The organism is Actinoallomurus purpureus, assembly GCF_024055795.1.
In the GTDB taxonomy this organism is placed as follows: Bacteria; Actinomycetota; Actinomycetes; order Streptosporangiales; family Streptosporangiaceae; genus Actinoallomurus; species Actinoallomurus purpureus.
Map to the genome: position 1 here is coordinate 375002 of NZ_JAMXMY010000003.1, position 19634 is coordinate 394635.

Consider the following 19634-nt stretch of genomic DNA (forward strand, 5'->3'; position numbering starts at 1 on the left):
GCACGCGGGACACGACGGGCCGGACAGGGGCCGTGGCTCAGGACCGGGTCTCGTCCAGGAGGCCGCGTGCGCCGTCGTCCGGCGCCGGCGATGTGAGACCGTCCTGCGCGAGGTGTTCGCGGACGAGGTAGCGCTTGATCTTCCCTGTCGCCGTCGTCGGCAGCGAGTCGACGAAGTGCACCGACCGCGGCCGTTTGAAAGCGGCGAGCCCCTCCCGGCAGAACGCGATGATCTCCTCCGTGGTGACGGCGGAGCCGGGCGCGCGTACGAGGGCGGCGGCGGGCTTGTCCAGGCCGTCGCCGTCCGGCAGCGCGACGACCGCGGCCTGGGCGACGCCGGGGTGCTCCAGCAGGCGTGCCTCGACCTCGCTGGGGGAGACCCAGATCCCCCCGGCCTTGATCATGTCGTTGGACCGGCCGAGGAAACGGTAGGACCCGTCCTCGTCGAGGACGTAAGTGTCGCCGGTGCGCAGCCACTCGCCCTGGAACACCTGCCGGGTCACCGCCGTACGGCACCAGTAGCCGGTGGCGATCGAGTCGCCGCGCACCAGCAGGTGGCCGGGCGTGCCGGATGGCACGTCGGCACCCGCGTCGTCGACGACGCGCACGTCGTACCCCGGGACCGGCACGCCGGTGCTGCCCGGCCGCACCTGGCCCGCGCGGTTGGAGATGAAGATGTGCAGCGCCTCGGTCGCGCCGATGCCGTCGAGGATCTCCACGCCGAACCGCTCGGCGAACCGCCGCAGGATCGGTGCCGGCAGCGGCTCGCCCGCCGACACGGCCGTACGGACCGGCGCGAACGTCTCGGCGGGCAGCCCGGCGGCCAGCAGGGCGGCGTAGAAGGTGGGCACGCCGAAGAACAGCGTCGGCCGCTCCCGCGCGACCCGCTCGGCGATCAGCGCCGGGGTCGGGCGGCCGGGCTCCAGCACGGCCGACGCGCCGGCGGCGAGAGGGAAGAAGCAGGCGTTGCCGATGCCGTACGCGAAGAACAGCTTCGGGACCGAGAAGCACCGGTCCTCCGGCCGGATGCCGAGCACCTGCGCGCCGTACGTCTCGGCGATCGACCGGATCGAGGCGTGCCGGTGAACGGCCGCCTTCGGCAGCCCGGTCGTCCCGGAGGTGTAGAGCCACAGCGCGCTGGAGTCCGGGTCGGTGGAGTACGGGTCGCCGCCCCCCTCGTCGCCGGCGACGGCGTCCAGCCGGTGGCCCTCCGCCCACGCGGGCGGTCTCGGCGCGGCCGGGCCGCTCAGCAGCAACGCGGCCAGCTCCGGCGCGGACTGCGCGGCCTCCTCGGCGGACGCGGCGAACTCGGGGCTGGCGGCCAGGACCCGCGCGCGGGAGTCGCGCAGCAGTTCGGCGAGGTCCTTGGCGGTCAGCATCGTGGACACCGGGACCGGCACGGCGCCGATGCGCATCGCCGCGAGGATGAGCGTGAGCAGGTCCGGGCCGTCGGCCATCGAGAGCATGACCCGCTCCTCGGGCCGCACGCCGAGCTCGCGCAGGCCGGCGGCCGTACGCCGGATCCGGCCGAGCAGGTCCGCGTAGGTCAGCGTGCCGCCCGGTCCCGTGACCGCGATCCGGTCGCCGTCACCGGCCTCGACATGCCGGTCGACGAGATAGGTGCTGGCGTTGAACACCGGACTCACGCCCTCGCTCAGAGGTGGACGTACTCGTAATCGAACGGCTTGCCGTTGATGCCGTTACGCGGCGGCTCCAGCCAGCTGGCGATCTTACCCGGCTCGTAGACGGGCCGCATGAGAGAAGCGACGAACGCCTTGTCCGTCTCGGTCGGGAGCCAGGCGTCCTTGCGCGCCTCCCACTCCTCGTCCGGCAGCACTTCGCCGTCGGGCGCGACGTTGACCTTGGCGAACGCGCCGACGAACCGGTTGAACCCCCGGTGCGGCAGGCGCAGCCGGTGGGGGAGGCCGGAATCGGCCAGGATGCGGTTCCAGCGCTTGACGCCGCTCTCGCAGTCGGCGATGTACTCGTTGCGCAGGTCGGTGTTGAGCGCGGTCAGCGCCTCGACCTCCACCGTCGTCGGCTCGCCGTCCACGACGGCGTCGACGTGCGCGCCCCGGTCGGTGAGCCGGTGGTCGTCCTTGCGGCGCTCCTCCTGCCAGCGGCCCTTGATCCCGGCCGTGAAGTAGTTGGCGACGTTCGTCGACGTCTCACCGCCGAACAGGTCCAGCGACACCGAGTAGTGGAAGTTCAGGTACTTCTGGATCACGTTGAAGGGGATGGCGCCGTACGGCCCGGCGTCGTCGGTGTCGTGTTCGACCATGAGCCGCGCGGTGCGGCCCACGACGCGGTCGATGCCGGTGGTGCCCACGAACATGTGGTGGGCCTCTTCCTTCAGCATGAACTCGCAGGTGCGCGACAGCGGGTCGAAGCCGCTCTCCTTCAGCGTGCCGAGCTGGTACTTGCCGTCCCGGTCGGTGAAGTAGGTGAACATGAAGAACGACAGCCAGTCCGGCGTCTCCTCGTTGAACGCCCCCAGGATGCGCGGGGAGTCCTCACTGCCGGAGTTGCGGCGCAGCAGTTCCTCGGCCTCGGCCCGGCCCTCCCGGCCGAAGTGGGCGTGCAGCAGGTACACCATGGCCCACAGGTGACGGCCCTCCTCCACGTTCACCTGGAACAGGTTGCGCAGGTCGTACAGGCTCGGGGCGGTGAAGCCGAGCCGTCGCTGCTGCTCGACGCTGGCCGGCTCGGTGTCGCCCTGGATGACGACGAGCCGCTGCAGCTCGGCGCGGTACTCCCCGGGGACCTTCTGCCAGGCGGGCTCGCCCCTGTGCTCGCCGAACGCGATGCGGCGGTCCGGCCGCGGCTCGGCCAGGAAGATGCCCCACCGGTAGTCGCCCACGGGCACGTGCCCGAAGTGCGCCCACCCCTCGCGGCCGACGTTCACGGCCGTGCGCAGGTAGACGTCCTCGGTGGGCATCTCAGGGCCCATCTCGGCCCACCACTGCCGGAACCTCGGCTGCCACGACTCCAGCGCCCGCTGCAGCCGACGGTCGTCGGCCAGCCCGACGTTGTTCGGGATCTTCTCCTGATAGTCGGCGTGCATGGGATTCAGACCCGCTTCCGGTCGAAGCTCGCTCGTTTGCCGGTGCCGTACCGGTTGAGGGCCCCGTCGGGCCCCGACGCACCCGGCCGGTTGAAGATCCAATTCTGCCAGGCGGAGAGCCGCCCGAAGATCTTGGTCTCGAGGGTCTCCGGTCCGGCGAACCGGAGGTTGGCCTCCAGGCCGGTCAGCGCGTCGGGGCTGAGGGACGCCCGCTCCTCGAGGATGATGCGGATCTCGTCCTCCCAGTCGATGTCGTCGAGGGCGAGGGTGACGAGGCCGGCGTCCTCGGCCTCGCCGGCCTCGAGCCGCCGCCCGCGCAGGTCGCGTATCCGCCGCAGCGCGGCCTCGTCCGCGTGGAACCGGGAGGCCAGGCGGCTCAGGCCGTTCGCCATCGGGAACGCGCCGAGGTTCGCGTCGGTGACCACGACCTCCGCCGGTTCGAGGAGGTACTGCCGGTCGCAGGCCAGTGCCAGCTCCAGCAGCGGTCCGGCGAAGCAGCTCCCGGGCTCGATGAGCGCCACGAGGCTGCGGCTGGTGACGTCCAGCCGCTTCAGCGTCCGCTTGTAGTAGTGCCGGATCTCGCCTGCGAGCCAGTCCTTGTCGCCGGTCATCGACTCTTCGTACGCCAGGACCGCGTCGACGTCGCCGACGGTCCGGATCACCCAGGTGCCGCGCTCGGGCTCGTTGACGCGCAGCCACAGGATGAGGTCGTCGAGCTCGCGCGTCATGGCGAGCGGCCAGAAGTCCGCGTCGATGCCCGGCGGGACCTCGCCGTCCGGGCCGTGCACCGTGATGGTGACCACGTCGCCGTCGAGCTCCGCCGTCACGTGCCGGTACGCGATGCGGTCGGCGGTGATCTCCGGTTCGAGCGGGGGAAGGGCGACGCCGCCCTCGCCGGAGCGGGAGGACCGCGCGGCCGCCTCCCGCGCGCGCTCACGTACGGTCTCCTCGAACCGGCTGCGCGGGATCGCCTCGTCGACCAGGCCCCACTCGACGGCGGTCCGGCCCTTCAGGCCCTCCGCCTTCGTGGCGAACACGTCCGCCCGGTCGCGGCGCACCCTCCGCTTGTCGGTGACCCGGGTCAGCCCGCCCGTGCCCGGCAGCACGCCGAGCAGCGGCACCTCCGGCAGGGACACGGCGGCGGAGCGGTCGTCGATCAGCAGGATGCGGTCGCAGGCCAGCGCGATCTCATAGCCGCCGCCCGAGGCCGTGCCGTTCACCGCCGCGAGGTAGGTCTGCCCGGAGTTCTCGGTGGCGTCCTCGATCCCGCAGCGGGTCTCGTTGGTGAACTTGCAGAAGTTCACCTTCCAGGGATGGCCCGACGCGGCCAGCATCCGGATGTTGGCGCCCGCGCAGAACACCCGGTCGCTGCCGCTGGTGATCACCACCGCGCGTACCTCGGGGTGCTCGAACCGAAGCCGCTGGACGGCGTCGTACAGCTCGATGTCGACGCCGAGGTCGTAGGAGTTCAGCTTCAGGTCGTAACCGGGGCGCATCCCGCCGTGCTCGTCGACCAGCATGACCAGCCGGGCGACCTCGCCGTCGAGCTCGATGCGCCAGTGCCGGTACAGCTCGGGCCGGGTCTGGAACGACACCGGCGGCGTGGAGTCGGACATGGCTCCCTCCTCCCGACCATCATTCTACGTTTTGGTGATGCCGCGTTCGGGTTCTGTCGAAAAACAAGGCCCTGCAAAATGTCAGTGTTCGAACGTATGATCGAACCATGGCCGAGAACGCGACGCTCGCAAGCCGAACCCGTCCCCAGCTGCCCGCCCCCGAGGTGGCCGCCCTCGCCCTCTCGCTCGCCCACCTGGGCGCCGGCCCGCAGTCCGCCACGGCCCGCCGGGCCCTGCGGCGCCTCTTCGACGACCTCGACCCGGCCGAGACCGCCGACACGACCCTCGACACCCTCGCCCGCCCGCTCGACCCCGCGACGGCGCACCGGGCCCGGACCGCGGCGAGCGCGATCACCGCGCGGCTCGTCGTCCGCCTGCACTACGCCGACGCCAAGGGCAACGTCACCGTCCGCGAGGTGGAGCCGGTCACCTGCCTCGTGCACCGCGACCACTGGTACCTCGTCGGCTGGTGCCGGCTCCGCCGCCACATCCGCGCCTTCCGGTTCGACCGGATCCTGGCGGTGGAGAGCACCGACATCCCGGCGCGCCCGCACCGCGCCGACCGCTTCCTGCCCTTCCAGCCGCGCTCGTCCCGCCCGGCCCGCACCCGGCCGGACGGCACCGGGCCGGGCCGGAGCCGGGTCACCCCGCTCCGGACGCGCTGACCCGAGCCGCCCGCGGCCGGGGTCCGTTCACTCCAGGACGCCGGCCGTGCGCAGCGCCGCCTGCTCCGCCTCTCCCAGGCCGAGCAGGCCGGTGAGCAGCTCGGCGGTGTGCTCGCCGAGGCGCGGCGCGGGCGTGTGCACGCCGCCGGGAGTGCGGGTGAGCCGTGCCGGGAGCCCCTCGTGGAGGAAGGTGCCCGCCGAGGGATGGGTGAGCGGCGTGTAGAAGTCCCACGCGCGCAACGCCCCGTCGTGCTCGACGAGGGTGCGGCCGTCGCGGACCGGGTAGGCGGGGATCCCCTCGCGCTGCAGGACCTCGGCGACGCTCTCGGCGGGCCGGGACCGCGTCCACGCGGCGACACGCTCCTCGATCGCCGTCTCGTCCGCCTTGCGCCCGGCCAGGGTCGCCCAGCGCGCGTCGCCGGCGAGCCCGGCGACCTCCGCGAGGCGGGCGAACTCCTCGTCCGACCGGACCGCGAGGGCCACCCACGTGCCGTCGCCGAGGCAGGGGAAGACGCCGTGCGGGGCCATGCGCGGATGCCGGTCGCCCAGGGGCTCGACGGTCTCACCGAGGTCCGCGCGCAGGATCGCGTCGCCCAGGTGCGCGGCGGCGGTCTCCAGCTGCGCCAGGTCCACGTGCTGTCCCGCGCCGGTGCGGTCGCGTACGGCCAGGGCGGCCAGCGTGGCGAGGGCGGCGTGATGCCCCGCGATGATGTCGGCCAGGCCGTACACCACGCCGACCGGCTGCTCGCCCGGTTCACCCGTGAGCGCCGTCCAGCCGGACAGCGCCGAGACCGCGTCGGCGTAGGACACGTAGTCGCGCCACGGGCCCGTGTGGCCCATGCCGGACATGCTCACGACGACGATGTCCTCCCGGACCTCCCGCAGGCGGTCGTAGCCGAGCCCGAGCCGGTCGAGCACGCCCGCCGCGAAGTTCTCCACCACCACGTCGCACTGGGCGGCGAGCCGCAGCGCGAGGGCTCGGCCCTCCTCCGTGCGGAGGTTGACGGTGACGCTCTTCTTGTTCCGGTTGACGTTGTTGAAGTAACCGCTCGTGTCGGGGTCGGTCTCGGCGGACCGGGAGAGGTGGAAGCCGGGGGAGAACCGGGTCGGGTCGGGGCGGTGCCGCGACTCGATCTTGATGACCTCCGCGCCGTGGTCGGCGAGGGTCTTCGTCGCGTACGGCCCGGCGAGCACCCAGGTGAGATCGAGGACCCGGATCCCCTCCAGGACCCCGCGCCGTGGACCCGCCGGAGCGGCGGCCCGTGGCCGTCCGCCGGTGGACGGCCAGGTCGGGCGCTCGCCGGGCTCCGGGACGCGCAGCCGGTCCGGTGGGGCCGATCCCTGGACGCGGGCCGCGAAGCCCGCGTCGCGCGCCGTGCCCGAGGGGGTCGCGACGTCGACGAAGAAGCCACGGTCGACCAGCTGGGCGTTGCCGGTCAGCTCCTCGGGGCGCAGGACCGCCGCCCAGGGGAGCCGGCGCGCCTGGCCCTCGTGGAAGAGCTGGTCGCGTTTCAGGTCGCCGACGACACGGGCGAGCAGATCGAAGATCTCCTCACGATGTTCGACCCGGTACACCGGGTCCTGCCACCGCTCGTCGGCCAGGTCGCCCGCCGTACCGGTCTCGGTGAGCCAGGCCAGCATGGCGTCCCACATGCGCGGGCTGCCGCCCAGTCCGCCGGCGATGAGGCCGTCCGCCGTGGCGAACAGCGTGTGCGGGGCCAGCGGGTGCGTGCTGCCCGTGCGCTCCGGAACCCGGCCGGTGTGAATGTAGGTGATCGCGCCGAACTCGATGCTGGCGGCGACCGCGGCCTGCCCGGACACGACCACGCGCTGACCGCCGCCGGCACGCGTGGCGATCAGGGCCGCGATCGCGGCGTTCAGCCCCGCGAGCTGGTCCGCCTGCTCGCCGTACGGGCGCAGCGGCGGGCGGTCCGGCCGGCCGATCAGCGCGAGCATGCCGCCCGCGGCGCCGACGGTGAGGTCGGTGGCCGCCCAGTCGGCGGCCGGACCGCCGTCCCCGTACGGCGTGAGCACGACGTGCACGACCCCGGGACCCGCGGCCGTCACCAGGTCGGCGGCGACCCCGGCGAGGGGCCCCTCCCCCGTGCCGTCCAGGATCACGTCACAGCGCGGAGCGAGGGACAGGGCGTCCTCCGGTGACACGGAGGACTTCCCGGCCGCCCGGTGCGCGAACCCGATCGGATCGCCGCGGCGGGCCGCCACACCACCGGGCGGCTCGACCACCGCGACGTCCGCGCCGAGACCGACGAGCATTCGCCCGGCGTCCGGTGCGGCGTAGTCTCCTACCTCCAGGACACGGATCACGCGAGCACCTTTCCGAGGGATTCCATCAGCTCGTGGGGGAGGGTGTAGGAGCCGACGTGCTGCAGCAGGACGCCGGTGACACCGAGCCGTTCCAGGCCGGCCATCCGGTCGGCGATCTCCACCGCCGTGCCGTACAGGCAGAACTCCCTGGCGAACCGTACCGCGTCGGCGTCGCTCACCCAGGCCGAGCAGACCTCGACGGCATGCGCCCAGTCCTCGGCGTGCAGCAGGTCCGGAGTGACTTCGGGCACCCGCCGCGGAACTTCCACGTCGATGCCCGCGGCGGCCAGCGCTCCGGCGCCGCCCTTCTGCGCCATCGCGGCGCACACCGGCTTCAGGGCGCGCGCGTCCCGCTCGAGGTCGTCGGTGACCTGGCAGAACGCGGAGACCGTGACCTCCGCGGGCGCGCCGTGCGCGCCGACGGTCGCCAGCGCCGCCTCGACGAGCGGCACGGACGCCCCCGCGAGCAGGATCACGCCGTCGCCGAGTTCGCCGCCGACGGCGAGATTGCGCGGCCCGCTCGCCGCGACGTGGACCGGAACGCCCGGCGTCGCGTCGCGGAGCGCGGCGACGCCGGCGCGCAGCTCCGCGGTGGTCGAGGACCGCAGCCCGATCGGCTCCACGGAGCTGTTCCCGACGCCGACGCCCAGCACGAACCGGTCCGGCGCCAGCTCCGCGACGGTGCGCGCGGCGGCGGCGACGACGCTCGGATGCCGGGTGACAAGATTGGTGACGGCCGTCCCGAGACGGACCCTCGTGGTGCGCAGGGCCGCGCAGGCGAGCGTGACGTAGGCGTCCCGCCACAGCGTCTGGGAGTCGGGGATCCAGACGTCGTCGAAGCCCAGGTCCTCGGCACGTCGCGCCGCATCGGCCATCTCGTCCGCCGGGCGGCAGGGCGGCAGGCGGATCCCGACCCGCACGTCAGACCGCACCGATGAGGGAGGTGTCCACGCCGATCGCACCGGCCTTGGCGGCGCCTCCCGGCGAGCCGACGGGCTCCGGCCGGCCGGGCAGCGGCTCCTCGAAGAACCGCCGGTTGTCCAGCCGGTGGTCCGGGTCCGCGGCCCGGTCGGCCGAGATCGCCTCCTCCGGGCAGACCTCCGCGCAGGCGCCGCAGTCGATGCACTCGGTCGGATGGATGTAGAGCTTGCGCGCCCCTTCGTAGATGCAGTCGACCGGGCATTCCTCCATGCACGACCGGTCCATGACGTCGACGCACGCGGCGCCGATGACGTAGGTCATCTCATTTCCTCTCTGCCGGGCCGTCCGTGGAGTGGCCGGGGAACAGCTCCGCCTCCGGGTCGATGACGGTCGCGGCGTTGTTGACCGCCGTGGCGACCTCTCCGAAGCCGACCGCGATCAGCCGGACCTTGCCGGGGTACTCGGTGATGTCGCCCGCCGCGTAGACGCGCGGCAGGTTCGTCGCCATGTCGGTGCCGACCAGGATTCGCCGCGACCGGAGTTCGAGACCCCAGTCGAGCAGCGGTCCCAGGTCGGCGGTGAAGCCGAGGGCGGCGATCAGGGACTGCGCCTTGATCTCCCGTGCCGTTCCGTCGGGCAGGTGGGTGACGTGCACCGTCTCCAGGAGGTCCGCGCCCTCGGTGGCGGTGATCGCGCTGTTGACGAGGATCTCCACGCCGGCGTCCCGCACCCGCTCGACGGTCGCGGCGTGCGCCCGGAACCGGTCGCGGCGGTGCACCAGGGTGACCGAGCGGGCGAGGGGAGCGAGGCTCGCCGCCCAGTCGAAGGCGCTGTCACCGCCGCCGACGATCACGACGTCCTGGTCCGTGTGGTCGGCGAGCCGCCGGACGAAATAGACGAGCCCCCGCCCCTCGAACGCGTCGGCGGTGGGCAGCGGCCTCGGGGTGAAGGTCCCGATCCCGCCGGTGACGACGACCGCGCCGGCGCGCACGATCGCGCCCTGGGCGCTGCGCACGACCGGCAGACCGTCGTCGTAGGTCAGCTCCACGGCCTGGTGACCGAGGAGGTGGATCGGCTCGTACGGGGCGGCCTGGGCCAGGAGGTTGTCGACGAGGTCCCGGCCGCGCACCGAGGGCAGCCCGGCGATGTCGAAGATGGGCTTCTCGGGGTACATCGCGGTGATCTGGCCGCCCGGCTGGGGCAGCACGTCCATGACCGCCACCCGCAGGCCGCGGAAGCCGGCGTAGTACGCGCCGTACAGACCGGCGGGCCCGGCGCCGACGATCAGGATGTCGACCTCGGTCGGCGAGGTCTCGGCAAGCGTGCTCATGACCGATGACCGTAGGGACGCCGCGGTGCGTCGCCAACGGATCCGGTCCGGTGAGCAGGACGGGTGCGCAGGACGAGTCCTCACGGCGCGTGCTCAGGACGGGTGCTCACGGCGCGTGCTCAGGACGGGTGCTCACGGCGCGTGCTCAGGACGGGTGCTCACGGCGCGTGCTCAGGACGACGCCGACGTGGCCGACCACAGGTCCATCGGGACCGTGCCGACGCACCGGCCGTCGCCGCCCAGCACCCGCCCCATGTGCTTGGAGGTGTTCAGGACGACGCAGCGGTCGTGGACGACCAGCCGGGTGATCCGCCCGGACAGGTGCGCCTCGAGCGTGTACACCTCGGAGAGTTCCCGCAGCCACGCGTCGATGATCAGGTTGTGCGGACCGGCGAAGATCCCGCAGGAGCGGATCTCCGCCACCCGGGCGAGCGCCTCCGTGGTCTCCTGCGCGCGCTCGGCCGGGACCGAGGCGAAGTAGACGGCCGAGACGGGCCAGCCCGACATCGGGCGCGCCAGGTCACAGCGCAGGTTGACGCGCGAGCCGATCAACGCGTCCAGGCGCCGCCGAACGGTGGTGACGCTCGTACCCGCGCCCGCGGCGAGATCCGCGGCGGACATGCGGCCGTCGGTGCTGAGCAGGGCCACCAGCCGCGCGTCCACCTCCTGCCAGGGGTCGGCCGGCCGCGGCCGGACGTCGGGAGCGGCCTGCTCCATCCGCACGCGCTGTTCGCGGTCCAGGCTGCGCAACCGCCACCGGCTGCCCTCGGTGGGGATCAGCGTCGCGAGATGCGTCCGGGTCGCGCGTACGCCGGGGACCGTGGACATGCTCCGGGAGAGGCGGCCCGTCAGCGAGTCGAGGTCGGGCGCCTGCACCGTCACGACGAGGTCCCGCGCGCCGGTCGTGTGTTTGATCGTGACGATCCACGGCTCGGATGCCAGGCCGGCCGCCACCTGGCGCGCGGCACCGGCCTCGGTCTCGATCTCGACGACCGCGGTGACGGCGTTGCGGGCGTCCGACAGCCGCGGGTAGGCGGTCACCCAGGCGAGCCCGCGCGACTCCAGCCGCCGCCAGCGCCGGGCGACGGTGACCGGGTCCACTCCGAGGACCTCGCCGACGAGCCGCCAGGGCGCGCGGGGGTGGATCTGCAGCGCGTGCACCAGCTGGCGGTCGAGTTCGTCCAGCTCAGCAGTGGAATACTGCGTCTCCATGGGATGGCATGATCCTGCGTTTTCGTGGCGGATATCAAGAGGATCCTGCGTCGTAACCGTCCCGTCATCCACCACGCCCGACATTCGTGCGACCGGGAGCGACCCGGACGATCGATATGGAAGGTGACGGCCTGTATATGATCCCCTCTACCCCCAGTGACCTGCGCATCGTGCGTGCGCGCCTGATCGACGGCACCGGCGGCGCGCCGGTCGACGACGCCGTCCTGTGCGCCGACGCGACCGGCGTCATCGGTTACGCGGGCCCCGCCGCCGGGGCCCCGGCGGCCGTCCCCGGTGAGCGGGTGATCGACGCCGGCGGCCGTACGGTCCTGCCGGGATTCTTCGACTGCCATGTGCACCTCGGCTTCGCCGCCGGCAGGCCCCCCGGCCGGCGCGGCGAGGAGGACCCGGTGCACCTGGTCTTCGACACCGCGCGGCGGCTGCGGATGACCCTGGACGCCGGCATCACCAGCGCCCGCGACCTGGCGGGTCTGCCCGCCGGGTACCGCACCGCCGTGGAGACGGGCCGCATCGAGGGGCCCCGGATCCACACGGCCGTCCGCGTCATCAGCCACACCGGCGGGCATGGCGACGTACGGCTGCCGGACGGCACGGACGTGAGCCAGGGCATGACGGAGTTCGCCGACTCGGTGGACGAGGTGCGGCTCGGTGTCCGCCGGGTGCTCCGGGAGGGCGCCGACCTGATCAAGGTCTGCGCGACCGGTGGCATGGGCAGCCCCTACGACCAGCCCGACGACGAGGAACTGCTGGAGGAGGAGATCCGCGCCGCCGTCGACGAGGCGCGCCGGCACGGCGGCAAGGCCGTCGCGGCGCACGCGCAGGGCACCGCGGGCATCCTCACCGCGCTCCGCGCGGGGGTCACCAGCATCGAGCACGGCTACGGCCTGGACGACCGGGCCTGCGACCTCGCGGGGGAGAGGGGCGTCTTCGTCGTTCCGACCCTGTCGACCGTCTACCTCGGCATCGACAAGGACGCGATGCCCGACTACCACTACCAGAAGAAGGTCCGGTGGTCGGGCATCACCAAGACCAACATCGCCCGCGCCATCGACCGCGGTCTGCGGTTCGCGATGGGCACCGACGCGGCGGTCGGCCCGCACGGCCGCAACCTCCTGGAACTCTCCTATCTCGTCGACCTCGGCATGACGCCGATGGACGCGATCGTCGCCGGGACCCGCACCTCGGCGGAACTGCTCGGCGTCGACGACCGGCTCGGCACGCTCACACCGGGCATGGTCGCGGACATCGTGATCTGCGCGGGCGACCCGCTCGCCGACATCGGCGTGCTGGGCGAGCCGGACAACATCCACTACGTGATCCAGCAGGGCGTCGTCCGCAAGGCGCCGACCGCCCTTTCCTCCGACCCTTCCGGGCCGGACCAGGCCTGACCACCCCTTCGGACGGGCAGCCGGAGGTCCGCCCGCCCGCCGTATCACGAGGGAACCCATGACCGAGAACGTCGACACCGCTCCTGAGCGGCCCACCGTGCTCGACCGCGTGCTCGGTCGGATCGAATGGGCCGGCAACAAGCTCCCCCACCCCGTCCTGCTCTTCGTCTCCCTCTTCGCGCTGGTCGCCGTCCTGTCCAGCGTCCTGGGCGCGCTCGGCACCACCGTCACGATTCCGGGCGCCCACCAAACCAAGACCGTCCAGGGGATGCTGACCGCCGACGGCGTGGTGTGGCTCCTCCAGAACCTGGTCGAGAACTTCGCCGGCTTCCCGCCGTTCGCGACCGTCATCATGCTGATCATGGCAGTGGGGCTGGCCGAGCGGAGCGGCCTCCTCGAGGTCGCGGTGCGGGCCACGCTCGCGCGCGTTCCCCGGGCGGTCCTTCCGTACGCCCTGGCGATCGTCGCGTGTCAAGCGCACATGATGAGCGACGTCGCGAACATCGTCATCCCGCCGCTGGCCGCCCTGGCGTTCAAGGCCGCGGGGCGGCACCCCGTCGCCGGGCTGCTCGGCGGCGTGGCCTGCGTCGGCGCCGGCTACTCGGCGGGCTTCACCGTCGGCTCGCTCGACGCCCTCCTCATCGGCATCACGCAGAAGTCGGTCGCGGTCCTGCCGGGCACGTCCGGTATAGAGGTCAACCTCCTCGCCAACTACTTCTTCACGGCCGTCAGCAGCATCGTCCTCGGCCTGCTCGGCGGCTTCCTGATCTCCCGGGTCCTCGAGCCGCGCCTCGGCGCCTACCAGGAGCAGGACGGGGAGCCCGAGCAGGTCGGCATCTCCGCCGAGCAGCGGCGCGGGCTGCGCGTCACCAGCGCGGTGCTCGCCGTCTACGTGGCGACCGTCCTGACCGCGTGGCTGTGGCCGGGCAGCCCCCTGCGCGGGCCGGGCGGCTCGCTGGTGCCGTCCCCGGTGCTGTCCGGGATCGTCACCCTGATCTTCGTGGCGTTCCTCATCGCCGGCCTGACGTACGGCATCGTGTCCGGGACCGTGCGCTCCGCGCAGGACGCCGTCACGATGTCCACCGAGGCCGTCAAGAGCATGGCGGGCTACGTCGTCCTCGTCTTCGTCGCGGCGCAGGTCATCGCGCTGTTCAACTGGTCCAACCTCGGCATCGTCCTGGCGGTGAGGGGCGCCGCGCTGCTGAAGTCGGTCGGCCTCACCGGCTTCGGCGTCATCGCGCTGTTCGTCGTGCTGACCGCGCTGCTGAGCCTGTTCATCGTCTCCGGGTCGGCGCTGTGGTCGCTGCTCGCCCCGGTGTTCGTCCCGGCGTTCATGCTGCTGGGGATGAGTCCCGCCCTCAGCCAGGCCGCCTTCCGCGTCGGCGACTCCGCCATGCACATCGTCACGCCCATGAACCCGTACCTGCTGCTCGCCCTGGCGATGCTGCGCGGCTACGAGCCCGAGGCGCGGTTCGGCACGATGATCTCCAGGCTGTCGATCTTCGTCCTGCCGTTCCTCGTGGTGTGGCTTCTGCTCCTCGCCCTCTTCTACACGCTCGGCCTTCCCCTGGGCCCGGGCAGCGGCATCCACCTGCACTGACACCGGCGGTCCGCTGAGCAGGACGATCGGCTGTCCGGTGCCCGGCCGCGGCTGTAATCCTCACCCCCTGACAGGAGGGAAACAGACATGACCGTACCCGGTGAGGTGCGCGCCGAGGCGGCGCGAGCACTGGCCGCCGCCGAGCGGGACCGTGCCGCGATCCCGCCGCCGACCGAGACGTGGCCCGGTCTCGACACGGCCGACGCGTACGAGATCCAGCTGGTCAACACCCGGCGGCGGATCGCCGCGGGGGAGGTGGTGCTCGGCCACAAGGTGGGCCTCACCTCCGCCGCCATGCAGCGGATGCTCGGCGTCGACCGGCCGGACTACGGCGTGCTGTTCGCGTCGATGTTCACCGAAGACGGCGGCAAGGTCGCCGCGGCGGACCTCCTCGCGCCGAAGGCCGAGATCGAGATCGCGTTCGTGCTCCGGGACGAACTGCGCGGGCCGGGCGTCACGGTCGGCGCCGTCCTCGCCGCCACCGACCACCTGCGCGCCGCGATCGAGATCGTCGACAGCCGGATCGCCGACTGGCGGATCACCCTGGCCGACACCGTCGCCGACAACGCCAGCAGCGCCGGCGTCGTCCTCGGCGAACGCCGAGTGCCGGTCGGCGACGTGGACCTCGAACGCGTCGAGGGACGGCTGCTCAAGGCCGGCGAACTCGTCGAGCGCGGACCGGGCTCGGCCGTGCTCGGCAACCCCGCCGCCGCGGTCGCCTGGCTCGCGAACACCCTCGCCGAGCGCGGCGTGTCCCTCGAGCCCGGGCACGTCGTGCTCCCCGGCGCGTGTACGCGGGCGGTCGAGGTGACCGCGGGCGACGTCGTGACGGGCGACTTCGACGTGCTCGGCCCGGTCACGGTCACCTTCGGCTGACAGAGAGAAGCACATGACGAAGATCTCGGCCGCGATCGTCGGATCCGGCAACATCGGCACGGACCTGCTCTACAAGCTGCTCCGCTCGGACCTGGTCGAGCCGCGCTGGATGATCGGGGTGGACCCGGCCAGCGCGGGGCTGGCGAGAGCCGCCAAGGAGGGCCTCACCACCTCCGCCGAGGGGGTCGACTGGCTGCTGGAGGGGCCGGAACTGCCGGGGATCGTGTTCGAGGCGACCTCCGCCTACGTCCACGTACGGAACGCGCCGAAATACGCCGCCGCCGGAATCCGCGCGATCGACCTGACCCCGGCCGCGCGCGGCCCGTACGTCGTGCCGCCCGCCAACCTGCGCGAGCACCTGGACGCGCCCAACGTCAACATGGTCACGTGCGGCGGGCAGGCGACGATCCCGATGGTGTACGCGGTCTCGCGGGTCACCGAGGTCGCGTACGCCGAGATCGTCGCGTCGATCGCCTCCCTGTCCGCAGGGCCGGGCACCCGCCAGAACATCGACGAGTTCACCCGCACCACGTCGCAGGCGATCGAGGTGCTCGGCGGCGCGCGGCGCGGCAAGGCGATCATCGTGCTGAACCCGGCGGACCCGCCGGTGCTGATGCGCGACACCGTGTACTGCTCCATCCCGGACGACGCCGACGAGGCGGCGATCACCGCGTCGGTGAAGGAGGTCGCCGCCGAGGTGGCGGTCTACGTGCCGGGCTACCGGCTGCTGTCGGACCCGCAGTTCGACTCCGACGGAGACGGCAGACGGGTGGCGATCTTCCTGGAGGTGGAGGGCGCCGGTGACTTCCTGCCCCCGTACGCCGGGAACCTCGACATCATGACGGCCGCCGCGGCGCGGGTCGGCGACGTCCTCGCGGAGCACCTGCTGACGAAGGAGCGTTCCTGATGGCGTTCGACGACGACCTCGACATCCGGGTCACCGACTCGACCCTGCGGGACGGCAGCCACGCCGTCCGGCACCAGTTCACCGAGGAACAGGTCCGCAGCGTCGTGCGCGAACTCGACGCGGCCGGCGTGCCGGTCATCGAGGTGACCCACGGCGACGGGCTCGGCGGCTCCTCCTACGTGTACGGCATGTCCGGCACCGACGAGCGGGTCCTCATCAAGGCGGCGGTCGCCGAGGCCCGGCAGGCGAAGATCGCCGCGCTGATGCTCCCCGGCGTCGGCACCAAGGACGACATCCGGGCCGTACACGACCTGGGCGTCTCGGTGATCCGCATCGCGACCCACTGCAGCGAGGCCGACATCTCCGAGCAGCACTTCGGGCTCGCCCGCGAGATGGGCCTGGAGACGGTCGGCTTCCTCATGCTCGCGCACCGCCTCAGCCCCGAGGAACTGGCCAAGCAGGCGCGCGTCATGGTCGACGCCGGGTGCGAGTGCGTGTACGTCACCGACTCGGCGGGAGCGCTCGTCCTCGACGAGGTGACCGACCGGGTCGAGGCGATGATCGCCGAGATCGGCGGCGAGGCGCAGATCGGCTTCCACGGCCACCAGAACCTCTCCCTGGCCGTCGCGAACACGATGTTCGCCTTCCGCGCCGGCGCCGTGCAGGTCGACGGCTGCACGCGCGGCCTCGGCGCCGGCGCCGGGAACACCCCCACCGAGGCGCTCGTCGCGGTCTGCGACAAGCTCGGCCTGCGCACCGGCATCGACACCTTCGGCATGATGCGCGTCGCCGAGGAGGTCGTCCGGCCCATCATGGACCGCGAGTGTGTCGTCGACCGTCTCTCCCTGGCGATGGGGTACGGCGGCGTCTACTCCTCCTTCATGGGGCACGCGGCCCGTGCCGCCGAGCGCTACGGCGTCGACCCGGCCCAGATCCTGCTGCGCTGCGGCGAACGCCGGCTGGTCGGCGGCCAGGAGGACCAGATCACCCAGATCGCGCTTGAACTCGCCGAGGAGAAGTCATGAATCCCATGATGCGGCGCGTCCGCACCACCGTCATCGCCGGTGCCGCACTGGTCCTGGCCGCGTCGTGCACGTCGGGGTCGACCGACGCCGGAGCGGCGAACGCCGGGGCCAAGGGCCCGGTCATCCGCATCGCCGTCGGCGTCGACCCGTCCTACGCGCCGCTCTACCTGGCCGTGGAACGCGGGATGTTCGCCAAGGCCGGGCTGAACGTCCAGCTGATGCAGACCGAGGGCGGGCCGGCCGCGGCCGAGGCCGTCGTCGCGGGGACGGCCCAGATCTCCGCCAACGCGGACTCCACCGCGCTGTCCCTGATGGCCAACAACGCGAACCTGCGCTCCATGGGCGTCTTCCAGTCCTCCGACCGCTACCTCAAGGTCGTCCTGCGCAAGGGCATCGACTCGCCGAAGCAGATCAAGACCATGGGCTCCATCCAGGGCCTCGGCCTGTACGCCACCCACGCGTACCTGAAGCACAACGGCATCGACCCCAACAGCATCAAGATCGTCAAGGGGTCTCCGCCGGACATGCCGGGCCTGCTCGGCCGCGGATCGATCGACGGCTACGTCCTGTTCGAGCCGTGGGCGGCCAACGGCGTCAAGGCCGGCGGCCACATCGCCGCCCGTATCGGCGACTTCGGCGTCGGCTACGTGCAGTGGCTCCTGGCCGACCAGAAGTGGCTGAGCGGCAACAACGACGCGGCCGGCAAGATCTTCAAGGTCGTCGCCCAGGCCGACCAGATCGTCACGAAGGACCCGAAGGCCGCGGCCGAGGCGACGCAGAAGCAGGTCAAGCTACCGGCAGACACGACCGCCAAGGTCCTCCCCGAGATCGACTTCACGGCGCGGGGCTTCACGAGCGCCGACGACGCCTCAGCCACGAAGGAGCTGGACTTTCTCCTCGGGCAGAAGCTGATCAAGGCGCGGCCCGACCTCAAGACCGTGATGCTCCACGGCTGGTACGAGAAGTACACCGGATGACCGGCGACCCCTTGGAGGAGGTCTGCGCCCGCGCCGCCCGGCTGCGCGGCCGGGCCGAGCGCGTCCGCCTCGGCGAGGTCACGGTCCGGGACCTGTGCCGGTACGCCATCGCGGTCGGCGACGACGAGTACGCCGTCGCCGCCCGCGCGGCGGAGGCGGCGGGCCGTACGGTCGTCGCGCCGCCGATGTTCCTGACCGGCATCCTCAGCTGGGAGGACGGCCCGCCCGAGGACGAACTGCGACCGGACGGCCTGGGCGCGCACGAGTCACCCTGCACCGAGGGCCTGCCGGTCCGGCAGGTCCACGGCGGGCAGGCCGTACGGCTGCTCGCCCCGGTGGCGGCCGGCATGACCATCCACGCCGAGCGCTCCCTGACCGGCGCGGACCGCAAGCGCGGCAAGACCGGGGACTTCGTCGTCCTCGGGCTGCGCACCGAGTACTTCGACGACTCCGGCACACCGCTCGTGGTGTCGGAGGAATCGGTGATCGTGCTGGGAGACGTCGATGGAGGCTGAACCGGGCGCCGTGTGCCCGCCACTGCAGTTCACGCCGACGCGCGTGCGGCTGTTCCGCTTCAGCGCGGTGAGCTGGAACTCCCACCGCATCCACTACGACGTGGAGCACGCCCGCGCCGAGGGGTTCCCCGACGTCGTCGTGCAGTCGACGCTCCACGGCGAGATGTTCGCCCGCACCGTGCTGCGCTGGGCCGGCCCCGGCGCGGTGCTGCGCCGGGTCGAGTGGCGCAACCGCGCGACCGCGTACGCCGACGTGCCCCTGACCTGCTCGGGCACGGTCACGACGGTACGGGAGGCCGACGACGGCCACCTCGTCGAACTGACCCTCACCGAGACCGCCGCCGACGGCACCGTCTGCGCCACCGGCACCGTCGAGGTGCACATCCCCTGAAAGAGGACGGACCGCCGAATGTCAGACGTGTTCTCGCTCGCCGGCCGGACGGCGCTGATCACCGGTGGCGCCTCCGGCATCGGTCTCGCGGCCGCGCGCGCCATGGCGGCGGCCGGGGCACGTGTCGCGATCACCTCCCGGGATCCCCGCCGGGCCGAGAAGACCGCCGAACGGATCGGCCCGGAGGCCATCGGGCTGGGCTGTGACGTCTCCGCCGAGGACCAGGTGCGCGCCACGGTGGAGCAGGTGGCCGAGCGCATCGGCGGGCCAGACATCGTGGTCACCAGCGCCGGGACCCTCGCCCGCGGCAGCGTCGCCGAGCTGGACACGGACACGCTGCACGCATGCATGGCCACCAACTTCTTCGGCACCTGGTACACCGTGCGGGAGGCGAGCAGGCGGATGACCGCCGCCGGTTACGGGCGCATCGTGACGATCGGCTCAGTGCTCGGCGTCGTCGGCGCCCCCGAACGCGCCGGATACGCCGCGTCGAAGGGCGCGGTGGTCCAGCTGACCAAGTCCCTCGCGCTGGAGCTGGCCGGCACGGGCGTGACCGCCAACTGCCTGCTCCCCGGACCGGTGCTGACGGAAATGAACGAGGCGTCCCGCGACGACCCGGTGGCGCTCGCCATGGTGCGCCGGGAGGTGCCGATGGGCCGCTGGGGCGAGACCCACGAGCTCACCGCCGCGCTGCTGCTGCTCGCCGGCGAGCACGCCGGCTACCTGACCGGCGCCACGCTGCCGGTCGACGGCGGCTACCTCGCGCACTGACCCCGAAGCCACGCCTCCTGTCGCAGAATCG

Annotated in this window: 18 protein-coding genes; 10 read left to right on the forward strand and 8 right to left on the reverse strand. The window is 72.5% G+C overall.

The window, feature by feature from the left end:
* Positions 1-37: 37 nt before the first annotated feature.
* From NE236_RS09525 to boxC, 3 genes are read right to left on the reverse strand one after another with little or no spacing between them, the layout of a single operon-like run.
* The gene (locus NE236_RS09525; RefSeq protein ID WP_252841498.1) at positions 38-1645 is read right to left on the reverse strand and encodes a benzoate-CoA ligase family protein; all 1608 of its coding nucleotides are present in this window, start codon (positions 1643-1645) and stop codon (positions 38-40) included.
* 8 nt (positions 1646-1653) lie between these two features.
* Complete coding sequence (gene boxB, locus NE236_RS09530; protein WP_252841499.1) at positions 1654-3063, reverse strand: benzoyl-CoA 2,3-epoxidase subunit BoxB; 1410 nt, start codon at positions 3061-3063, stop codon at positions 1654-1656.
* A 5-nt stretch (positions 3064-3068) separates the two neighbouring features.
* Positions 3069-4679, reverse strand: coding sequence for a 2,3-epoxybenzoyl-CoA dihydrolase (gene boxC / locus NE236_RS09535; RefSeq protein ID WP_252841500.1), 1611 nt, complete (start codon positions 4677-4679; stop codon positions 3069-3071).
* Positions 4680-4786: 107 nt separating this feature from the next.
* On the opposite strand from boxC, the gene NE236_RS09540 reads away from it, so the two are divergent.
* Complete coding sequence (locus tag NE236_RS09540) at positions 4787-5344, forward strand: helix-turn-helix transcriptional regulator (RefSeq protein WP_252841501.1); 558 nt, start codon at positions 4787-4789, stop codon at positions 5342-5344.
* Between the two features lie 27 nt (positions 5345-5371).
* Here the strand turns inward: NE236_RS09540 and NE236_RS09545 are convergent, their stop codons facing one another.
* From NE236_RS09545 to NE236_RS09565, 5 genes are all read right to left on the reverse strand, one after another.
* Positions 5372-7669 carry a CaiB/BaiF CoA-transferase family protein gene (locus NE236_RS09545; RefSeq protein ID WP_252841502.1) on the reverse strand — a complete coding sequence of 766 codons (2298 nt, stop codon included), beginning with the start codon at positions 7667-7669 and terminating at the stop codon, positions 5372-5374.
* Positions 7666-8589 carry an LLM class flavin-dependent oxidoreductase gene (locus tag NE236_RS09550; RefSeq protein WP_252841503.1) on the reverse strand — a complete coding sequence of 308 codons (924 nt, stop codon included), beginning with the start codon at positions 8587-8589 and terminating at the stop codon, positions 7666-7668. The genes NE236_RS09545 and NE236_RS09550 overlap by 4 nt, the downstream gene beginning before the upstream one ends.
* Position 8590: 1 nt before the next feature.
* Complete coding sequence (fdxA, locus tag NE236_RS09555; protein WP_252841504.1) at positions 8591-8911, reverse strand: ferredoxin; 321 nt, start codon at positions 8909-8911, stop codon at positions 8591-8593.
* Between the two features lies 1 nt (position 8912).
* Positions 8913-9920 carry an NAD(P)/FAD-dependent oxidoreductase gene (locus NE236_RS09560; RefSeq protein WP_252841505.1) on the reverse strand — a complete coding sequence of 336 codons (1008 nt, stop codon included), beginning with the start codon at positions 9918-9920 and terminating at the stop codon, positions 8913-8915.
* Positions 9921-10091: 171 nt separating this feature from the next.
* Entirely contained in the window at positions 10092-11132 is a 1041-nt protein-coding gene (locus tag NE236_RS09565) for an Lrp/AsnC family transcriptional regulator (RefSeq protein WP_252841506.1), read from the reverse strand.
* 137 nt (positions 11133-11269) lie between these two features.
* Between NE236_RS09565 and NE236_RS09570 the strand changes: the two genes are divergently transcribed.
* The 9 genes from NE236_RS09570 to NE236_RS09610 all read left to right on the forward strand — a co-directional run bounded on the left by NE236_RS09570 (position 11270) and on the right by NE236_RS09610 (position 19603).
* Entirely contained in the window at positions 11270-12541 is a 1272-nt protein-coding gene (locus tag NE236_RS09570) for a metal-dependent hydrolase family protein (protein WP_252841507.1), read from the forward strand.
* Between the two features lie 58 nt (positions 12542-12599).
* Positions 12600-14141, forward strand: coding sequence for an AbgT family transporter (locus NE236_RS09575; protein WP_252841508.1), 1542 nt, complete (start codon positions 12600-12602; stop codon positions 14139-14141).
* An 87-nt stretch (positions 14142-14228) separates the two neighbouring features.
* The gene (locus tag NE236_RS09580; RefSeq protein WP_252841509.1) at positions 14229-15017 is read left to right on the forward strand and encodes a 2-keto-4-pentenoate hydratase; all 789 of its coding nucleotides are present in this window, start codon (positions 14229-14231) and stop codon (positions 15015-15017) included.
* A gap of 13 nt (positions 15018-15030) precedes the next feature.
* Entirely contained in the window at positions 15031-15924 is an 894-nt protein-coding gene (locus NE236_RS09585) for an acetaldehyde dehydrogenase (acetylating) (RefSeq protein WP_252841510.1), read from the forward strand.
* On the forward strand, positions 15924-16949 hold the full coding sequence (dmpG, locus tag NE236_RS09590) for a 4-hydroxy-2-oxovalerate aldolase (RefSeq protein WP_252841511.1): 1026 nt from the start codon (positions 15924-15926) through the stop codon (positions 16947-16949). Before NE236_RS09585 ends, dmpG begins: the two co-directional genes overlap by 1 nt.
* Positions 16946-17926 carry an ABC transporter substrate-binding protein gene (locus NE236_RS09595; protein WP_252841512.1) on the forward strand — a complete coding sequence of 327 codons (981 nt, stop codon included), beginning with the start codon at positions 16946-16948 and terminating at the stop codon, positions 17924-17926. The genes dmpG and NE236_RS09595 overlap by 4 nt, the downstream gene beginning before the upstream one ends.
* Entirely contained in the window at positions 17923-18441 is a 519-nt protein-coding gene (locus NE236_RS09600; protein WP_252841513.1) for an FAS1-like dehydratase domain-containing protein, read from the forward strand. Before NE236_RS09595 ends, NE236_RS09600 begins: the two co-directional genes overlap by 4 nt.
* Positions 18431-18832, forward strand: a complete 402-nt coding sequence (locus tag NE236_RS09605) for a hotdog family protein (RefSeq protein ID WP_252841514.1) — start codon at positions 18431-18433, stop codon at positions 18830-18832. Before NE236_RS09600 ends, NE236_RS09605 begins: the two co-directional genes overlap by 11 nt.
* An 18-nt stretch (positions 18833-18850) precedes the next feature.
* Positions 18851-19603 (forward strand): SDR family NAD(P)-dependent oxidoreductase, encoded by a 753-nt coding sequence (locus NE236_RS09610; protein ID WP_252841515.1) that lies wholly within the window; start codon positions 18851-18853, stop codon positions 19601-19603.
* Positions 19604-19634 lie beyond the last annotated feature (31 nt).

What these genes read in the sequence shown, in the direction of transcription:
- NE236_RS09595 (WP_252841512.1), top strand. Translation starts at nt 16,946, where the DNA reads ATGAATCCCATGATGCGGCGCGTCCGCACCACCGTCATCGCCGGTGCC.
- NE236_RS09585 (WP_252841510.1), top strand. Translation starts at nt 15,031, where the DNA reads ATGACGAAGATCTCGGCCGCGATCGTCGGATCCGGCAACATCGGCACG.
- NE236_RS09565 (WP_252841506.1), bottom strand. Translation starts at nt 11,132, where the DNA reads ATGGAGACGCAGTATTCCACTGCTGAGCTGGACGAACTCGACCGCCAG.
- NE236_RS09560 (WP_252841505.1), bottom strand. Translation starts at nt 9,920, where the DNA reads ATGAGCACGCTTGCCGAGACCTCGCCGACCGAGGTCGACATCCTGATC.
- boxB (WP_252841499.1), bottom strand. Translation starts at nt 3,063, where the DNA reads ATGCACGCCGACTATCAGGAGAAGATCCCGAACAACGTCGGGCTGGCC.
- fdxA (WP_252841504.1), bottom strand. Translation starts at nt 8,911, where the DNA reads ATGACCTACGTCATCGGCGCCGCGTGCGTCGACGTCATGGACCGGTCG.
- NE236_RS09580 (WP_252841509.1), top strand. Translation starts at nt 14,229, where the DNA reads ATGACCGTACCCGGTGAGGTGCGCGCCGAGGCGGCGCGAGCACTGGCC.
- NE236_RS09570 (WP_252841507.1), top strand. Translation starts at nt 11,270, where the DNA reads ATGATCCCCTCTACCCCCAGTGACCTGCGCATCGTGCGTGCGCGCCTG.
- NE236_RS09610 (WP_252841515.1), top strand. Translation starts at nt 18,851, where the DNA reads ATGTCAGACGTGTTCTCGCTCGCCGGCCGGACGGCGCTGATCACCGGT.
- dmpG (WP_252841511.1), top strand. Translation starts at nt 15,924, where the DNA reads ATGGCGTTCGACGACGACCTCGACATCCGGGTCACCGACTCGACCCTG.
- boxC (WP_252841500.1), bottom strand. Translation starts at nt 4,679, where the DNA reads ATGTCCGACTCCACGCCGCCGGTGTCGTTCCAGACCCGGCCCGAGCTG.
- NE236_RS09600 (WP_252841513.1), top strand. Translation starts at nt 17,923, where the DNA reads ATGACCGGCGACCCCTTGGAGGAGGTCTGCGCCCGCGCCGCCCGGCTG.
- NE236_RS09540 (WP_252841501.1), top strand. Translation starts at nt 4,787, where the DNA reads ATGGCCGAGAACGCGACGCTCGCAAGCCGAACCCGTCCCCAGCTGCCC.
- NE236_RS09605 (WP_252841514.1), top strand. Translation starts at nt 18,431, where the DNA reads ATGGAGGCTGAACCGGGCGCCGTGTGCCCGCCACTGCAGTTCACGCCG.
- NE236_RS09575 (WP_252841508.1), top strand. Translation starts at nt 12,600, where the DNA reads ATGACCGAGAACGTCGACACCGCTCCTGAGCGGCCCACCGTGCTCGAC.